Here is a 15,641-nt window from a genome sequence, read left to right as displayed (position 1 = left end):
CGCTTGACCAACGGGCCATTTTGTAATTAATAATTATTCTCAAGAAACATTTTCACATAAGAGGTCTGGCGGAGATGGAGGGATTCGAACCCTCGCACCAGTTTCCCGGCCTACACCCTTAGCAGGGGCGCCCCTTATAGCCACTTGGGTACATCTCCAAAAGAATGGCTCCGCAAGTAGGATTTGAACCTACGACCTACCGGTTAACAGCCGGTTGCTCTACCACTGAGCTATTGCGGAACGTTACGTTCTGTTCGGAACACTTTTATATAGTAGCAACTTTTTTTCTTTCCGTCAATGCTTTTTTAAAAAAGTTTTTAGCGACGATAAGTTGTTTAGTTGCTGTCGTTTTGACGACTTCTATAATTTATCATGCTCCGAAATGAACGTCAACTACTTTTGTAAAAAATCTTTCCGCGACAACGACCACATCGATACTTTTCCGTATTCATGCGTCTTTTCCTTCTATATAATGTACTGCATTTCTCACATTCATAAAGATAGGATTTTTTTTCGTCTTCTTGTCTTCTCGGACTGTATCGGAGCCCACCGTAACGCTCTAACCATTCTTTAAAGTCTTGATCTTGATGGCGGTGTCCCATTCCTGCTAGATGTAAATGATAGTGACACAGTTCATGAATCACAATTCCGTGGAAGACTTTCATGTCATCGATGTATCGTTTATTGAAGTCTAAGTGATGATCGCCCAAGAAGTAGCGACCACCTGTCGTCTTTAGACGTGGGTTAAAATAAGCTTCATGTCGAAACGATAAGGAAAATACGTCGAGCGAAAGTTGCTCGACGTATCGTTGTAATTGTTCATTCGTCATTTCGGCGGAACCAGCGTCAAACCAATGCGTCCTCGCTCTGGTTCAACATTCGTCACCCATACCGTCACGATATCCCCGACAGCGACAACATCAAGTGGATGTTTGACACGCTTACGACTGAGCTTCGAAATATGGATCAATCCATTCTCTTTCACCCCGATATCAACGAACGCACCAAAATCAAGAACATTACGGATCGTCCCTTGGAATTCCATCCCGACTTGAATCATATCCATCGATAGAACATCTTGACGAAGTAACGGTTTATCGAGTGCTTCTCGCGGGTCACGTCCCGGACGTTGTAACGCCTCGATGATGTCACGTAACGTTGGCTCTCCGATCTCGAGCGTCTTTGCCATCTCCGGTAATGCCAATGTGGACAATTGTTCCCGGAGTGCATCCGTTCCGACTTGATCGAGCGTTAAACCTAGTGTCTTGAATAACCTTTCGACTGTTTTGTACTGCTCCGGATGGATTGGCGTCCGGTCGAGCGGATGCGTTCCATCTAAGATCCGGAGGAATCCAGCTGCCTGTTCATAAGCTTTTGCCCCAAGACGAGGGACTTTCAATAATTCCTGACGCGTCTTGAACGTTCCAAGTTCCGAGCGACGTTCGACGATTTTTTTCGCCGTCGCTTTCGTGATTCCTGCGACGTAACTCAAAAGCGGTTCTGACGCTGTATTGACATCAACTCCGACCTGGTTGACGACCGTTTCGACGACAAAATCAAGCGTCTCCTTCAATTTCGTTTGCGAGACATCATGTTGATATTGACCGACACCAACAGATTGCGGATCGACTTTGACGAGTTCTGCCAGTGGATCCTGCAAGCGACGTGCGATCGAAATTGCGGATCGTTGTTCGACTTGAAGCTCCGGAAACTCCGTTCGGGCAATCTCTGAAGCGGAATAAATACTTGCCCCTGCCTCGTCGACGATCGTAAAGGCAATATCTTTCTGCCCCTTCATCCAATCCGCAACGAATGCTTCTGTTTCCCGCGAAGCCGTCCCATTGCCAATCGCAATCAATTCAATACCATACGTGTCGACGAGCTTTGAAAGGGTTTGGCGCGCTTCTTTCGCTTTTTGCTCTGACATCGTCACGTAGATGACACCGACTTCCTTCATCTCACCCGTCGGATCAATGACCGCCCACTTACACCCCGTCCGATAAGCCGGATCAAGACCAAGCATGACTTTCCCTTTCATCGGTGGCTGCATGTAGAGTTGACGGAGGTTCTTACCGAAGACGTCAATCGCCTGAAGTTCTGCTTTCTCAGTCAGTTCGTTCCGAATTTCTCGTTCGATAGCAGGAAAAACGGATTTTTTATACCCCGTTGTGATTGCCGCTTCGACGATGTCACGTTTCTTTGGCGCCAGTTGTGCATATGAACGAAGTAACGTTGGTAAAACCTGCTGTTCCTCTAATACGACCTTCACCGAGACGATTTTCAACGACTCAGCACGGTTGATCGCAAGAATCCGGTGCGGAACAATCTGTTGAATCCGTTCGTTGTAAGCATAGTACTGTGCAAAGACACCTTTTTCATCGACTGCGTCCTTTTTCTGTTTCGTGACGATTTCTGCTGAACGACGTATTTGCTTGCGTATGAACTCACGCACCGTCGCTTGTTCGCCCCACTCCTCAGCGATGATTGATTGAGCTCCGGCAAGTGCTTCTTCCGAATCGAGTGTACCGCTCAAACGCTGAAATGTCGCTTTATCATAGGCAGACTTGTCGCGTAACCAGTCAGCAAGTGGCGCAAGCCCTGCTTCCCGTGCAATTTCCGCCTTCGTCCGACGTTTTGGTCGAAACGGTAAGTAAATATCTTCGACTTGTTGTAAGGTCGTCGCTTCTTCAAGCGTTCGACGGAGTTCCGGCGTTAGTACACCTTGTTCCTCGATTTTTTCAAGGACGTCACTTCGTCTACTTTCAAGTTGTGTTAATTGTTTATGTCGATCGAGGATCGCTTTAATCGCGACCTCATCGAGTTCTCCAGTCTGTTCTTTCCGGTACCGGGCGATGAACGGAATCGTACCGCCTTCTTCCGTCAATTGTAAGACTGCCTTCACTTGAGCAGGACGTACATTCAATTCACTTGCGATTCTCTTTTCCATCTGCTTCACCTCTCATTCATTATACCGAAGAATGCATGGAAAAGAAAAAAGACTGACACGAGGTCAGTCTTTTGAGAATACTTCATTTGGTTCAACTTTAATCGCTTCACGTAACTTCTGCAAAGCACGTCGTTGGAGACGGGACACATGCATTTGTGAAATGCCGAGTAGCTCTCCCGTTTCTTTTTGACTCATATTGCGATAATAGGCACATTCGAGGATAGAACGCTCGCGGTCCGTCAAGACAGCAAATGCCTTTTCAAGAATCAGACGCTGATCGACAGAGTCATAGCCATTCTCTTGATTACCAACGAGGTCGAGCAAGGTAACGGTACTACCTTCCTGATCTGCCTCAATCGAGCTATCGACGGAGAGAGCTTGATAACTCTTACCCATCTCGAGTGTTTCAAGGACTTCCTCTTCTGATACTTCAAGGCGAGCAGCAATCTCATCGATGCGCGGAGAGCGTTGTAGCTCCGTCGTCAATTCCTCGACTGCCTTCTTAATTTTCGGACCGAGTTCCTTAATGCGACGTGGAACGTGGACGCTCCATGTCTTATCGCGGATGAAACGTTTGATTTCTCCGATGATCGTCGGAACAGCAAACGATTCAAAACTGCGACCAAACTCCTTATCGAATCGACGAAGCGCCGCGAGTAACCCAATCATACCGACCTGAACGAGATCGTCATGAATCGGTCGACCACGCGAAAACTTTCGGGCCAAAGCTTCTACCAAGTCTGAATAACGCTCGAGTAATGCCGCATGCACTTCCTCATCTTGGTCGTCCTGCTGATACAAATCAATCAGTCGAAGTACTTCATCATCACTGTGATGGCGTTGTTGAGACTTTGCTGGCACTTTGACCCACCTCATCTCTATTCATATATTTTGTCATATGGACAGTGACGCCGTTCGCTTTCTCGATCGTTACTTGATCCATCAATGCTTCGATCATCAAGATACCAAGTCCTCCTTCATGCAAGGAATCGAGATCGTGTGCGTCCGTAATCGGCTCACTTTGGCGTTTAACCTCATCTTTATCGAACGTAATGCCGTTATCTTTAACGATGATCTCAAGACGATCATCTGGATAGACGTTGCAAGTCAAGGCGATACTACCATCTTCTTTTCCTTCGTACGCATGTTGAACAGCGTTCGCACATGCTTCTGAGACAGCGATTTTGATATCTTCGATGTCATCGTACGTATACCCCATTCGGTTCGCGACGCCTGAAACCGTCAAACGAGCGATGGCTACATATTCCGGTTTTGCCGGTAATGTCATGTTCAGTTGTTCGTTCTTCATTGCGTTCCACCTCGTACACCACTATCAATTGTAATGATGCTTGAAAGACCTGTGATCTCGAATAGACGACGGATACGTTCAGAGACGCCAACGAGCGTGAACGACGTACCGTTCTTTTTCGCTGCTTTGAGCGCACCGACAAAAACACCGAGACCTGTTGAATCCATATAATGAACTTCATCCAAGTGCACGATGACATCATTCGTTTCGACTGCTGGGACTAATTCTTGGCGAAGCTTTGGTGCCGTATACGTATCAATCTCACCTGCGATATAAAGATGCGTCTGACCGTCAAGCTGCTCTGTTTTAATTGTTAAATCCATCTTCAAGTTCCTCCTCAAGGAAAATCTGTCTATGTGGTCTTGCTATTCATCCTACCTCTTCCCTTTATAAAAAGGTCACTTGGGTATGTTTCCCCGTAAAGAAAACTTTGAAACCCATTTTTAAAAAAAGAGGTCAAAAAAAGTCGTATACGCTAGTATCGACTCTTCTTGTGTTGCGCTTCTATGTAAGTGCCTAAAAATCAACCAAGCCTAAGCTGATTGCGACGGCACTATTTACTTTCATCATCGTGTCCGGATCTAGATGTGTGACTTTATCCGTTAGACGGCGTTTATCAATTGTACGGATTTGCTCAAGTAAGATGACCGAATCACGTTCTAATCCGTGTCGCTCTCGATATACTTCCACATGGGTCGGTAGTTTGGCTTTGTCGATCTGTGCCGTGATCGCAGCCACGATGACTGTCGGGCTGAATCGGTTACCAATATCATTTTGTAGAACAAGCACGGGACGAACTCCCCCTTGTTCCGATCCGACCACAGGTGACAAATTTGCATAAAACACGTCGCCACGTTTGACTATCAAAGCTTACACCCCGCTTACTTGACGTAGGAGTGAGAACTCCGCCTCCGTTTCAATCTGGAACATTTCGCCTACGATCGATAAATTGATTGCTGCCATTTCTTCGTAACCACGCTTCAATTCCTCACGTAGCTGACGCTTGCGTTCTTCGGTCGTATGATTCGACTTCATCCCAATCGTCTCCTTCGCTACATTTCGCTCAACAAACTGCATTTCCCGTTGTTGGACCAAGATAATGGCACCTCCAGATTCACTGAAACCTTAACGAACGACTCACTTTCTACTTCAATATATCAGTCGAATTCAGAAAATACAATCAAAATTCAAACAAATAACATATTTTTGCCATCTTATTGATGTCTTATGCGAATCACTGACGCGGAACACGTTTCGAGAATTGACAGAGAACTTCATAGTTGATCGTTCCGAGCCAATGGGCCGCTTCCTCGATTGGTGCCCCTTCTCCAATCAAGATGACTTCCGTTCCAATCGGATATTCTCGCGGTAAACGAATCATCAAGCGATCCATACAGACACGACCGACGATTTCGCACGGTAGACCGTCTACAATCAGTGAATAGCCCTGAAACTTGCGTGACCAACCATCTGCATAACCAATCGGAACGGTACCGATCCATTCATCTGTCGGTGCCGTATAAGTCGCTCCGTAACTGATCGTCTGACCCGGTTCGACTTGTTTGACCTGCATCAGACGACTTTTCAGTGAAAACGCTGGTTTTAAAAATTCATAATGTCCTGCCATCTCATCCGACGGCATCGCCCCATATAACGCGATACCGACCCGAACGACGTTAAACGGCGCTTGTCCCGCTAAGCGAATCGCTGCCGCTGAATTAGCACAATGCACGTAACGAATGTCCGGTACTAGCGCGACATAGGATAAAAATGTCTCGAGCTGACGTTCGAACAATCGACTGTTCAGCTCGTCAGCGGTTGCGAAATGCGTATAGATGCCTTCGAGTTCGACAAGATCATCATTACACTCAACCAAAATATGCTTCAACTCATCGACATGCTGCAGTCCGAGTCGCCCCATCCCGGTATCGACCTTGATATGCAAACGGAGATGATCGATTTCCGTCAGATGCCGTTTCGCTTCTTGGAGCCAATCGGCTGAAAAGACAGGAACGGCGACATCGTAATTCGAAGCGACTGGCGCATGCTCCGGCAGTAAAGCTTCAAGCATCAGGATCGGCGCTTGGATACCCGCTTCTCGCAACTCAATCGCTTCTTCAAGGAGCGCAACAGCGAGTAAGTCAGCTCCATTTTCAAGGGCAATCTCAGCGACTGTCACTGCACCGTGACCATAGCCGTCTGCCTTGACGACTGCCATCACCTGTTGCTCGCCCATTCGTGTTTTAATTTCGCGTATATTGTGTGCGATCGCTTCCCGATCGATTTCAATCCAAGTTGGTCGATACATCCTAATCCCTCTTCTCTAATAAGACTTGCGCAGACGCGTAGTGCTCTGAATGTGTAATCGAGACATGGATGACGCCATCGAATGGTCCGCTCATGATCGGTCGTCCGGTCTCATCGTTTAAAACTTCGACGTCCTGCCAGGAAACCTCTTTTCCGACACCGGTTCCAAATGCTTTAACGAACGCTTCCTTTGCGGCGAAGCGACCTGCCAGGTACTCAATTTGCCGGTGTCCTGAAAGCGATTGAAATCGTTCCTGTTCTGCCTGCGTCAAAATTCTTCCTGCAAAACGTGGCTGTCGCTCGAGCGTTTGCTCGATTCGATTTAGTTCGACTAAATCGATCCCAATTCCATAAATCATCCGAGACGCCTCCACAGTTCTATTCTTCGCCATCTTCATATAGAATGAAGATGAAGCGAGGTGTTGTCATGTTTAGTCGAACGGAAAATCTACAAACGTTCACACGTTCTTATCCGGTCGTTTCGTTGTTCATTTTAATCCAAGTCGCCCTGTTTGTCATCGAACAGTTAGGTGGACTCCTTAATCTGACGTTCTCTCTCTTAAGTGCAGGCGCAGCAATTAATCTCTTAATCGGGCAAGGTGAATGGTGGCGTGTCGTCACGGCAACGTTCTTGCATTATGATTTTTGGCACATTGCGTTCAATACGTTTGCTCTCGTCATTTTCGCACCGCCTCTCGAGCGGATGATCGGGCATACTCGATTCGCTACTTTTTACTTGCTCGTCGGTACGCTTGCGAACGTCTTGACGTACTTCACGAAAATCAATGAACCGTTCTATGGACAAGCCGGAGCATCCGGTGCCATTCTTGGTCTGCTTGGTTTTTATGTCTACTTGAGTCGTTTCAAACGAACGGTCATCATGGCAGACGATACACGGCTTGTGTATATCTTCACTGCAGTCACGGCAGTCTTTACGTTACTTGGATCGAACGTCGCTGTCTTCGGTCACTTGTACGGTTTCGTCCTCGGATTCCTTTTCGGATTCGTCTTCGGCAACCGTGCCGTGCCATTCACACGTCCGTTCCAAACGGGTCGTCGGACAAGTGGTGGTCCTGTCTTCGTAAGCGGTTCTGGGCAGTTGGGTCGTATCTTCTTCTATGTCATCATCGCCTTTGCTGTACTCGGATTATTCTTCCGTTACCTGTAAACCAGCATACAAAAAAAGGACTACGCTACATGCGTAAGTCCTTTTTTTGATTATTTGCGTAGAACTTCTGCCAAGTCCTTCACATCATCAATCAAGTTATGGATCGTCTCCTGATTATCCGTATAAAGTGCTTTTAATTCCTCAAAGCGTCCTTTCGGATCTTGTTTGACAGCAGACAATTGTGTTCCTGCGCCACTGAATGTTCGTTTCACTGCCGTGAACTGCGCTTGACGCGTATCTTTATGCAGTAGTGATAAAGTAGCGCCGACAAGTGCGCCACCAAGTGTTGCTACGACAAAATAGTTCTTCTTCATCTGTTAGTCCCCCTGCATCTCACTCATTTGTTGGTGGTACGATTTGATACCGTTTCATGACGGGAGAAGGCGCGAACGACTTCCCTGCCTCTTCAGCATACTGGTCTACCGTGAGACGTTCAACTGATTTTGCATAACGAGCCCCGTCGCTTGTCTCATGGAACTGAATCAATAAGACGAGATCCGTCCCCTTCTCGACACGTCCAATCCGAAAAGCCTGGAAGCCACCATATTCTGCTCCAATGACTTTTGGATTCGACATCACTTGATGTACGAATAAATCTCCGCTATTTTGATCTGCCGGAATCGACCAGTAGAAGAGACTGCCTTCATCCGAAAAATTTCCACGTGATTCGAGCAACGTGTAGGTATTGCCACTTTGAAAAGGTGATTTCGAGTCCGTCTCTATCCAGAGGATAGCGTCACCGCTTCCGCTAGCAACACGAATATGAGCATCCCGAGAACGAATTTGTTCAACAAACGAACCGCTACCGAATGTGATCGAAAGTTTAGATGGCATCACAGGCCTCCGCAAGTTGAAAGTCTTTTTCCGTCAATCCGTTTTCATCATGAGTCGTCGCCGCAAGTGTGACGTTTTTATAGTCAATCACGATCCGTGGATGATGATTCAAGTTTTCGGCGATACTCCCGACTTCCTGTACGAAATCCAGTGCAGCAGGAAACGATGGAAGTGTATACGTTCGGACGATTTCATCATCGACGATACTCCAATCCTGCAATCGTTCAAGACGCTCTTCCACTTCATACTCATTCAACCTAGCCATCCCTTTCTCCTCCTCTACTATCATTTTCGTCCTATACTTTATACCCCATTCTATTACTTCTCTATACCTGTTTGTATCCGATTTCTTCCTTTCGCCTTCTATGTGAGATAGAGTACAATGTGAAAGAGAACACTAATTCAAAACCGAAAGGGGCTCACGCACATGCGCGCTCTGATTGTCATTGATTACACGATCGACTTCGTTGCTGACGAAGGGAAGCTGACTTGTGGAAAACCAGGACAGGCGATTGAAGACCGGATCGCTACATTGATGGAGGAATTTTCAACAGAGGACTACGTCGTCATTGCCAACGATATTCATGAGGAAGGTGATACGTTCCATCCGGAAACTGTCCTTTTCCCGCCGCATAATATTCGCGGAACACATGGACGTGATTTGTTTGGGAAAGTCGCAGCCATGGCACGTGTCGCTGATCACGTCATTGATAAGACGCGTTACAGTGCGTTCGCCGGGACGGACCTTGATTTACGCTTGCGTGAACGTGGTATCCGCGAAGTCCACCTCGTTGGCGTCTGTACGGACATCTGTGTCCTTCATACAGCTGTTGATGCCTACAATCTCGGATATCATATCGTCGTCCATGCCGATGCGGTCGCAAGCTTTAACGCGACGGGTCACGACTGGGCGCTTACACACTTTAAACAATCGATCGGCGCAGAAGTCGTCGGCGAATAAGAAGGGATTTGTCCGTTATGTTACAACGTAACCTTGCACTCCATACCGATCTATACTTACCACGGTGGATGTATATCTACTGGAAAGAAGGACGTCACAATGAACGTGCCGTCTTCGATGTCTACTACCGTTCGAATCCGTTTGCAGGAGGGTATGTCGTCTTTGCGGGTCTTGAGAACATCATCGAGTACATTCAAACACTCCGTTTCACGGAAGAAGACATCACGTACTTGCAAGAGATGATCGGCTTCCCAGATGAATTCAAGGATGAACTGCGTCAATTCAAGTTCAACGGTTCGATTTCCAGTGTCAAAGAAGGTGAGATCGTCTTCCCGAACGAACCATTGATTCGGATCGAGGCACGAATTTTTGAAGCGAAACTCTTACAGACCGCGATTTTGAACATCGCGAACCATGAATCACTCATCGCGACGAAATACGCACGCATTCGTCAATCGGCACCCCGTGCGAAGTTTCTTGAAGCCGGTGCCCGACGTGCGCAAGGCATCGATGCTGCTTACTTCGGAACGCGTGCTTCGTACCTCGCTGGTTTTGACGTCACAAGTCTTGCTTCAGCAGGACGCGATTTCGGAATCCCATGTGGCGGAACGATGGAACATGCCGACATTCAATTCCATGATGATGAACTAACAGCATTCCGGACATTTGCTTCTCACTATCCGGATCAATCGACGTTACTCGTCGATACGTATGACACACTCAAGAGTGGTCTGCCGAATGCCATCACGGTCGCAAAGGAACTCCAAGCCAAAGGACATAAACTGCGCGGAATCCGGATCGATTCTGGTGACTTATCTTATTTGTCAAAACGTGCTCGTAACATGCTTGACGAAGCCGGCTTCCCAGAAGTCGACATCGTCTTGTCAGGGGATCTCGATGAGTACGTCATCCAAGATTTGCGCATCCAAGGCGCCCAAGCGAATACGTTCCTCGTCGGAACACGTGGTATTACAGCTTACGAGCAACCCGCTCTCGGAATGGTCTATAAACTGGTCGCGCGTGAAGTAGACGGCGAACTCACGCCTGTCATCAAAGTGTCCTCGTCAAAAGCCAAGACGACGACACCACACATCAAGGAAGTCTATCGCATCATCGATCCGGTGACGGATAAGTTTAAAGGGGATTACGTGACGTTGATGGATGAGGATCCATCGACACTTGAAGCCGTCGATCTCATCGACGTCCGGGACCCATCGTTCCGTAACCGTGTGGAGCAGTTCAAGGTCGAACGCTTGCTTGAACCGATCTTCAAAGATGGAGAGCTAATCTATACAGTTCCAACGATCGAAGAGATCCGTCACTTCCATGAAACGCAGATTGGTCGTCTTTGGGAGGAGTACAAACGTCTCCGTTTGCCAGAGATTTATGCCGTCACATTCAGTGACCGTCTCTGGAAACTCAAACTCGACATGATTCGGGAAACACGACTCACGAGTGGTTTAAAATAAGACGCACAAACAAGCGCCGTTCTTCCTCCCTCAGGATGAACGGCGCTTTTCTCATGTTAATCCTGCTTCGTTTCCGACAGGTGTCATTTCTGTTGGCGCTTGTTCCATCTTCTTACGAAAGTACCACGCGAAACCAAGCGCACCTCCGATGAAGACGATATACGTTATGCGTTGACCGAATTCTGCTAAGGAATCCGCGTAAAAAATACTGATTAAATGATCACTTCCACTAATGAGTAGCAAACAGGCAATCAGGAGCGCAATGCGATATGCAAGCGTCGGGCGGTCTGTCGGTTCAGCATGCCAATACATGATGATATGGTGGGCAAGTAAGACAATACCCAGGATTCCTAATATTCCAATGAGTACTTGCGGCATAATGAACGATCCTCCTGTTAGTAATATCTAGTCTTATTTAAACATAGTTCACACGAATTTCGTCAGGAAAAGTTTCCCGTCCCCCATTCCTCACGGTATACTGTAGAAAAATCGTAAGCGATCAAGGGAGGGCATTTTTTCATGAAAACCTTTAAATTATGCACATTACGCATTTTAATGGACGAGTCAGGACGTGATACGACGATTCCCGTCGCCATTCAAGACGGACTAACGGTCAGTACCGAACAAACGGCACAATGGGTCGCAGAAATCGTCGTTCCTTCGAGCGATCAGCCGATCGTCGATGAATTGTTCACAAAACATTTACGTGCTTTGATTGAAATCACGATCTCACGACCCGATAATGACCCTGCCGCGATGATCGTCACGCCTCTTGAACGGACTGCCTTAAGCGAACACGTCTCCTATGTCTTCACTGGTAAGATGGTCATGATGAAGAATGATTTATCCGAATCGATCTTACGTGAAGTCGTCGAGGATGGATTCGCTGGTGAAGAACTCGTCCAAGAATACAAGGATCGTCGTTCAAAACGCGGTGCACATATCACGAGTATCGCTAAAGAAACATTTAAACAGTATCTAGCAGAACATCCAGAAACACCGATTTCTTAAGGTTTTTCGACTTCGTCCGTGATGTGATCCGCTACATTGATTCGATCAATCGTATAGTGGTCCGTATATTGGATATAATTCGCACATGCATTTTTCAAAGGTGTCCGGTAACTGAATGTCTCATCAATCGACGATAAGGCTGCTTTGATCGTATGCGAGTGACAGACGATTAAGATTCGTTTCCCCTCATACGTTCGTGTCACTTCCTGTAATGCTTCGAATACGCGATCCTGAATCGCTTGTTCCGTTTCAAGACCCGGAACACGTTTCGTATCGTTCGCTTGAACAGCTTCATAAATCGACGCAACCGGTTCACCGGAAGCAGCACCAAATTCACGCTCGACGAGTCGGTCATCGGTCGCTGTGATCGTCAATCCGACCGCACGTCCGATGATTTCTGCTGTCTCAACAGCGCGAGACAACGGGCTTGCTAGCAAGACATCCCACTTTTCATTGGCTAGATAAGCGGCGCTGAGTTCCGCTTGTCTTTTTCCGGTTGCATTCAACGGGATATCTTCTCTTCCTTGGATTCGTTCATTTAAGTTCCAATCCGTTTGACCATGTCGCACTAAACAAATTTCAGTCATGCCTCTGTCTCCTTCATTCAAGAAATATGACTGATTGTATCATGTTTTTCATCGGGAAGTTGTCGCGGTGGCAATAACAACACCTGACAAGTGAAGCGTTCAATTCGTTCGAGCAGTCGTTCAATTTTCAATGGATTTTCTGTCTGTGCAAAACTAGCAAGTGAGTGGGTACCGTTCGGAAAAGAAAACAAACGGACATCAGCTCCGACATCGGCTCCTTTTTCAACGAAGTGAAGAGCTTGGGAAAACGGAACGATTGGATCTTTTTTGCCATGCAGGAGCATGATCGGTGGGGCGTCTGACGAGAGATGCGTCACAGGTGAAACGTGGGTCATGAGCTTGCGCCATTCTTCCCGTCCACCTTTATAAAACTTAATGTGAGCGATCCAGGTCTGAATGAAAGTAAACAATAAAAAATTCGTCGGTGGATATAAGGCAATGACACCACTGATCAATGGCATGTGTCGTTCATCGCGCTCACCAACGAAAGCAGATGGGGCAAGTGCCGTCGTCAGCATGAGTGCAGCTCCGGCTGAGTCTCCCCATACCATCATCCGTCCTCTTAAAATGCGAAGATCTTCTGCTTCTTTGTTCAAAAAGCATAAGGCATCCCGTACATCTTCGAGATTATCCGGAAAATAACTCCCTTCTTCAAACAGACGATAATCGATACTACAAACAGCAACCCCAAGTTCAAGCAGGCGATCAACGATCGGGCTAAAACAGAACAGATCCTCGCGCTCTCCACGAACGAATGCGCCACCGTGCGCGTAGATCGCGACCGGAAACGGTCCTTCCCCCGGCGGATAATATAAATCAAGTTGTAAGGTACGGTCTCCCACTTGTTTGTAAGTGAGTGTCCGCGGTGCGAGTTGTTTTTCTGTGATTGGCAAGGCGGGTTCAGTCCACCGAAGTAATGCACCGTAATTGTTCCAGATACTTGCTCCCGCAGCTGCTGTCGTTAGTAGTGCAGCTCCCCCCATTAGCCATGCAGTTTCACGTTTCACTTGATCACCTCCAAAAGACGTATCAATTCCTTCATTTTATTATCCTTTTACCCCGTTTTAAAAGAAGTCGAACGTCTCGGTATTCGTACTTGACGCTTCTCAAACGTTCCGCTATAGTGAAAAAGTCCAAATCGGAATAATTACGTTTTAATAACGGAGGTAACATATAATGAAAAAAATCATTCCTGCTTTAACGGTCGCATTCGCGAGCGCAAGTATCCTCGCAGCTTGTGGATCAAACACCGATTCATCGACTTCAGATGATAAAAAGACGGAAATCTATACATCGACGTTCGCAACAGCTGCCATTGCCCGTGAAATCGGTGGTAATCAAGTCAACGTCAAGATGATCGTCCCACCTGGAGCAGATCCGCACTCCTATGAACCGACGTCAAAGCAACTCACTGAGATTGCCAAAGGTGACCTTTTCCTTTTGACGGGTACGACACTTGAACCCTATTCAAAAAAAATCCAAGAGAGTCTAAAAGGCACGGACGTCCGGTTCGTCGAGACGAGTAAGGATGTCACTTTGCTGGAATCGGATGCTACGCTTCACGCACATGAAGAAGAGGGACATACAGAAGAAGAGCATGCGCACGAAGAAGCAGGGCACGATGATCACGCAACTGATGAACATGCGCACGAAGAGGAAGAACACGATCATGGAAAATACGATCCACACGTCTGGCTTGATCCTGTCAACGCCAAAGCAATGGCACGTTCTATCACAGTCGCCTTATCAAAAGAAGTACCAAAAGACAAAGCAACATTCGAAAAAAACTTGAAAGCGTTCGATCAGCAAGCTGACGCACTCGATAAAGAGTTCAAGCAAGCCGTTGCTGACGGATCGAAAAAAGAACTTCTCGTCACACATGCAGCTTACGGTTACCTCGCCGAACGATACGGGTTCACGCAGCTTCCAATCGCCGGAATTTCCCCTTCCGATGAACCGTCACAAAAACAACTGGCTGCTTTAGTGAAAGAAGCGCGGATGCATGATTTGAAATACGTCGCGTTCGAAGAAACGGTTTCACCAAAGGTTGCGCGTGTCATCCAAAAAGAAATCGGAGCTAAATCCGTGACGATCCATAACCTCGAGTCGGTGACGAAATCGCAGCAAAACAGCTCGTATTTTAAGTTGATGGAAGAAAACGTCCAGACGTTAGAACAGGCACTTCAGTAAAGTACAGTTGACACGCGTTACTCAATGCGGTACGGTAAGAAACGTGTTTTACAACAATTGAATGACTTCTTTTTATCGCGAGAAACGGAGGGACTGGCCCAATGATGTTTCGGCAGCGGACGATTTGATTCGTACTGTGCCAAATCCAGCAAGCGAAAGCTTGAGAGATAAGAAGAGCGTCTTTATTTCATAAAGACCTCCTTCTTTCTTGCGAAGGGGTCTTTTTTTGTATCTTTGAGAAACGAGGTGTCAACAATGAATGAAATGATCACGCCTAACAAATGGGCACTGCTTCCCCTCGTCGTATTCCTGGTCCTCTTCATCGGAGCCGGTATCTTCTATGACGACTTTTACAAATTCCCGATTCTTATCGCTGCTTTGATCGCGCTGATCTTTGCTGCAATCACGACGAAAGGATCGATTAATCAAACGGTTGAACGAATCGCAACCGGTGCCGGAAATCCCGATATCATGATTATGGTCTTCATCTTCTTATTAGCCGGTACGTTCTCTGGAACGGCAGAAGCAATCGGCGCCATTGATGCGACCGTCAATGCTGCCTTAACGTTCCTACCTCCGTCACTCCTGATGAGCGGTCTGTTCGTCATCGCTGCCTTCATCTCGATGGCAATGGGAACTTCGACTGGAACGATTGCTGCACTCGCACCGATCGCCTTCGGTATTCATGAAGCAACAGGCATCAACGTCGCAATCGCAGCAGCGTCAGTCGTTGGTGGTTCGATGTTCGGCGATAACTTGTCGTTCATCTCAGATACGACGATCGCTGCCGTTCGAACGCAAAAAACGAACATGCGTGATAAGTTCCGAACGAACTTCATGATCGTTCTCCCGGCTGCC

21 protein-coding genes, 2 tRNA genes and 1 riboswitch are annotated in these 15,641 nt (G+C 47.1%); of the genes, 6 read left to right on the top strand and 17 right to left on the bottom strand.

Translation table 11 applies throughout. The features are described 5' to 3' along the window. Positions 1-66 precede the first annotated feature (66 nt). From B2751_RS00115 to acpS, 11 genes are all read right to left on the bottom strand, one after another. Positions 67-158 (bottom strand) — tRNA-Ser (locus tag B2751_RS00115). A 7-nt stretch (positions 159-165) separates the two neighbouring features. Next, positions 166-240: transfer RNA gene (locus tag B2751_RS00110), tRNA-Asn, on the bottom strand. A gap of 149 nt (positions 241-389) precedes the next feature. Further along, the gene (locus tag B2751_RS00105) at positions 390-830 is read right to left on the bottom strand and encodes a SprT family protein (protein WP_290771920.1); all 441 of its coding nucleotides are present in this window, start codon (positions 828-830) and stop codon (positions 390-392) included. After that, entirely contained in the window at positions 827-2,947 is a 2,121-nt protein-coding gene (locus tag B2751_RS00100; RefSeq protein ID WP_290771917.1) for a Tex family protein, read from the bottom strand. Before B2751_RS00100 ends, B2751_RS00105 begins: the two co-directional genes overlap by 4 nt. 63 nt (positions 2,948-3,010) lie before the next feature. Beyond that, positions 3,011-3,808 carry an RNA polymerase sigma factor SigB gene (gene sigB / locus B2751_RS00095; protein WP_023469620.1) on the bottom strand — a complete coding sequence of 266 codons (798 nt, stop codon included), beginning with the start codon at positions 3,806-3,808 and terminating at the stop codon, positions 3,011-3,013. Next, on the bottom strand, positions 3,774-4,256 hold the full coding sequence (rsbW, locus tag B2751_RS00090; protein ID WP_035412210.1) for an anti-sigma B factor RsbW: 483 nt from the start codon (positions 4,254-4,256) through the stop codon (positions 3,774-3,776). Before rsbW ends, sigB begins: the two co-directional genes overlap by 35 nt. After that, entirely contained in the window at positions 4,253-4,579 is a 327-nt protein-coding gene (locus B2751_RS00085) for an STAS domain-containing protein (protein ID WP_029342841.1), read from the bottom strand. Before B2751_RS00085 ends, rsbW begins: the two co-directional genes overlap by 4 nt. A 193-nt stretch (positions 4,580-4,772) precedes the next feature. Beyond that, complete coding sequence (locus tag B2751_RS00080) at positions 4,773-5,123, bottom strand: type II toxin-antitoxin system PemK/MazF family toxin (RefSeq protein ID WP_023469623.1); 351 nt, start codon at positions 5,121-5,123, stop codon at positions 4,773-4,775. Between the two features lie 3 nt (positions 5,124-5,126). Next, a complete protein-coding gene (locus tag B2751_RS00075) occupies positions 5,127-5,291 on the bottom strand; it encodes a hypothetical protein (protein ID WP_235184624.1) in 165 nt (54 codons plus the stop codon). 199 nt (positions 5,292-5,490) lie between these two features. Further along, positions 5,491-6,564 (bottom strand): alanine racemase, encoded by a 1,074-nt coding sequence (alr, locus tag B2751_RS00070; RefSeq protein ID WP_214856621.1) that lies wholly within the window; start codon positions 6,562-6,564, stop codon positions 5,491-5,493. A gap of 1 nt (position 6,565) precedes the next feature. After that, entirely contained in the window at positions 6,566-6,922 is a 357-nt protein-coding gene (acpS, locus tag B2751_RS00065; RefSeq protein ID WP_035412205.1) for a holo-ACP synthase, read from the bottom strand. Positions 6,923-6,990: 68 nt separating this feature from the next. Here acpS and B2751_RS00060 point away from each other — a divergent pair, with 68 nt between their 5' ends. Beyond that, a complete protein-coding gene (locus B2751_RS00060; RefSeq protein WP_290771909.1) occupies positions 6,991-7,731 on the top strand; it encodes a rhomboid family intramembrane serine protease in 741 nt (246 codons plus the stop codon). 50 nt (positions 7,732-7,781) lie between these two features. Here B2751_RS00060 and B2751_RS00055 read toward each other — a convergent pair whose 3' ends face one another. From B2751_RS00055 to B2751_RS00045, 3 genes are read right to left on the bottom strand one after another with little or no spacing between them, the layout of a single operon-like run. Then, positions 7,782-8,045: a hypothetical protein gene (locus tag B2751_RS00055; RefSeq protein ID WP_035412200.1), complete on the bottom strand. Its 264-nt coding sequence runs from the start codon at positions 8,043-8,045 to the stop codon at positions 7,782-7,784. A gap of 19 nt (positions 8,046-8,064) precedes the next feature. Beyond that, complete coding sequence (locus tag B2751_RS00050; protein WP_035412198.1) at positions 8,065-8,565, bottom strand: hypothetical protein; 501 nt, start codon at positions 8,563-8,565, stop codon at positions 8,065-8,067. Then, the gene (locus tag B2751_RS00045; RefSeq protein ID WP_035412195.1) at positions 8,555-8,830 is read right to left on the bottom strand and encodes a 4a-hydroxytetrahydrobiopterin dehydratase; all 276 of its coding nucleotides are present in this window, start codon (positions 8,828-8,830) and stop codon (positions 8,555-8,557) included. The genes B2751_RS00050 and B2751_RS00045 overlap by 11 nt, the downstream gene beginning before the upstream one ends. Positions 8,831-8,992: 162 nt before the next feature. Here B2751_RS00045 and B2751_RS00040 point away from each other — a divergent pair, with 162 nt between their 5' ends. Further along, positions 8,993-9,526 (top strand): cysteine hydrolase family protein, encoded by a 534-nt coding sequence (locus B2751_RS00040; protein WP_056059910.1) that lies wholly within the window; start codon positions 8,993-8,995, stop codon positions 9,524-9,526. 17 nt (positions 9,527-9,543) lie between these two features. Next, complete coding sequence (locus B2751_RS00035) at positions 9,544-10,995, top strand: nicotinate phosphoribosyltransferase (protein ID WP_290771906.1); 1,452 nt, start codon at positions 9,544-9,546, stop codon at positions 10,993-10,995. Positions 10,996-11,046: 51 nt separating this feature from the next. Here B2751_RS00035 and B2751_RS00030 read toward each other — a convergent pair whose 3' ends face one another. Further along, entirely contained in the window at positions 11,047-11,373 is a 327-nt protein-coding gene (locus B2751_RS00030) for a hypothetical protein (RefSeq protein ID WP_029342848.1), read from the bottom strand. A gap of 141 nt (positions 11,374-11,514) precedes the next feature. Between B2751_RS00030 and B2751_RS00025 the strand changes: the two genes are divergently transcribed. Then, complete coding sequence (locus B2751_RS00025) at positions 11,515-12,006, top strand: YwpF family protein (protein WP_035412187.1); 492 nt, start codon at positions 11,515-11,517, stop codon at positions 12,004-12,006. Here B2751_RS00025 and B2751_RS00020 read toward each other — a convergent pair. Further along, the gene (locus B2751_RS00020) at positions 12,003-12,593 is read right to left on the bottom strand and encodes a histidine phosphatase family protein (protein ID WP_035412184.1); all 591 of its coding nucleotides are present in this window, start codon (positions 12,591-12,593) and stop codon (positions 12,003-12,005) included. The genes B2751_RS00025 and B2751_RS00020 overlap by 4 nt on opposite strands. Positions 12,594-12,610: 17 nt before the next feature. Continuing rightward, positions 12,611-13,600 carry an alpha/beta hydrolase gene (locus tag B2751_RS00015; protein ID WP_290753398.1) on the bottom strand — a complete coding sequence of 330 codons (990 nt, stop codon included), beginning with the start codon at positions 13,598-13,600 and terminating at the stop codon, positions 12,611-12,613. A 169-nt stretch (positions 13,601-13,769) separates the two neighbouring features. Here B2751_RS00015 and B2751_RS00010 point away from each other — a divergent pair, with 169 nt between their 5' ends. Further along, complete coding sequence (locus tag B2751_RS00010; RefSeq protein WP_290771903.1) at positions 13,770-14,783, top strand: metal ABC transporter solute-binding protein, Zn/Mn family; 1,014 nt, start codon at positions 13,770-13,772, stop codon at positions 14,781-14,783. A gap of 69 nt (positions 14,784-14,852) precedes the next feature. Then, positions 14,853-14,957: riboswitch (SAM riboswitch) on the top strand. Positions 14,958-15,038: 81 nt separating this feature from the next. Then, a partial coding sequence (locus B2751_RS00005; protein WP_290771900.1) for a Na+/H+ antiporter NhaC family protein occupies positions 15,039-15,641 on the top strand: 603 nt, incomplete at its 3' end.

Source organism: Exiguobacterium sp. UBA6282, assembly GCF_002440475.1.
Classification (GTDB): Bacteria; Bacillota; Bacilli; order Exiguobacteriales; family Exiguobacteriaceae; genus Exiguobacterium_A.
This window is presented reverse-complemented; position numbering and strand designations above follow the sequence as displayed.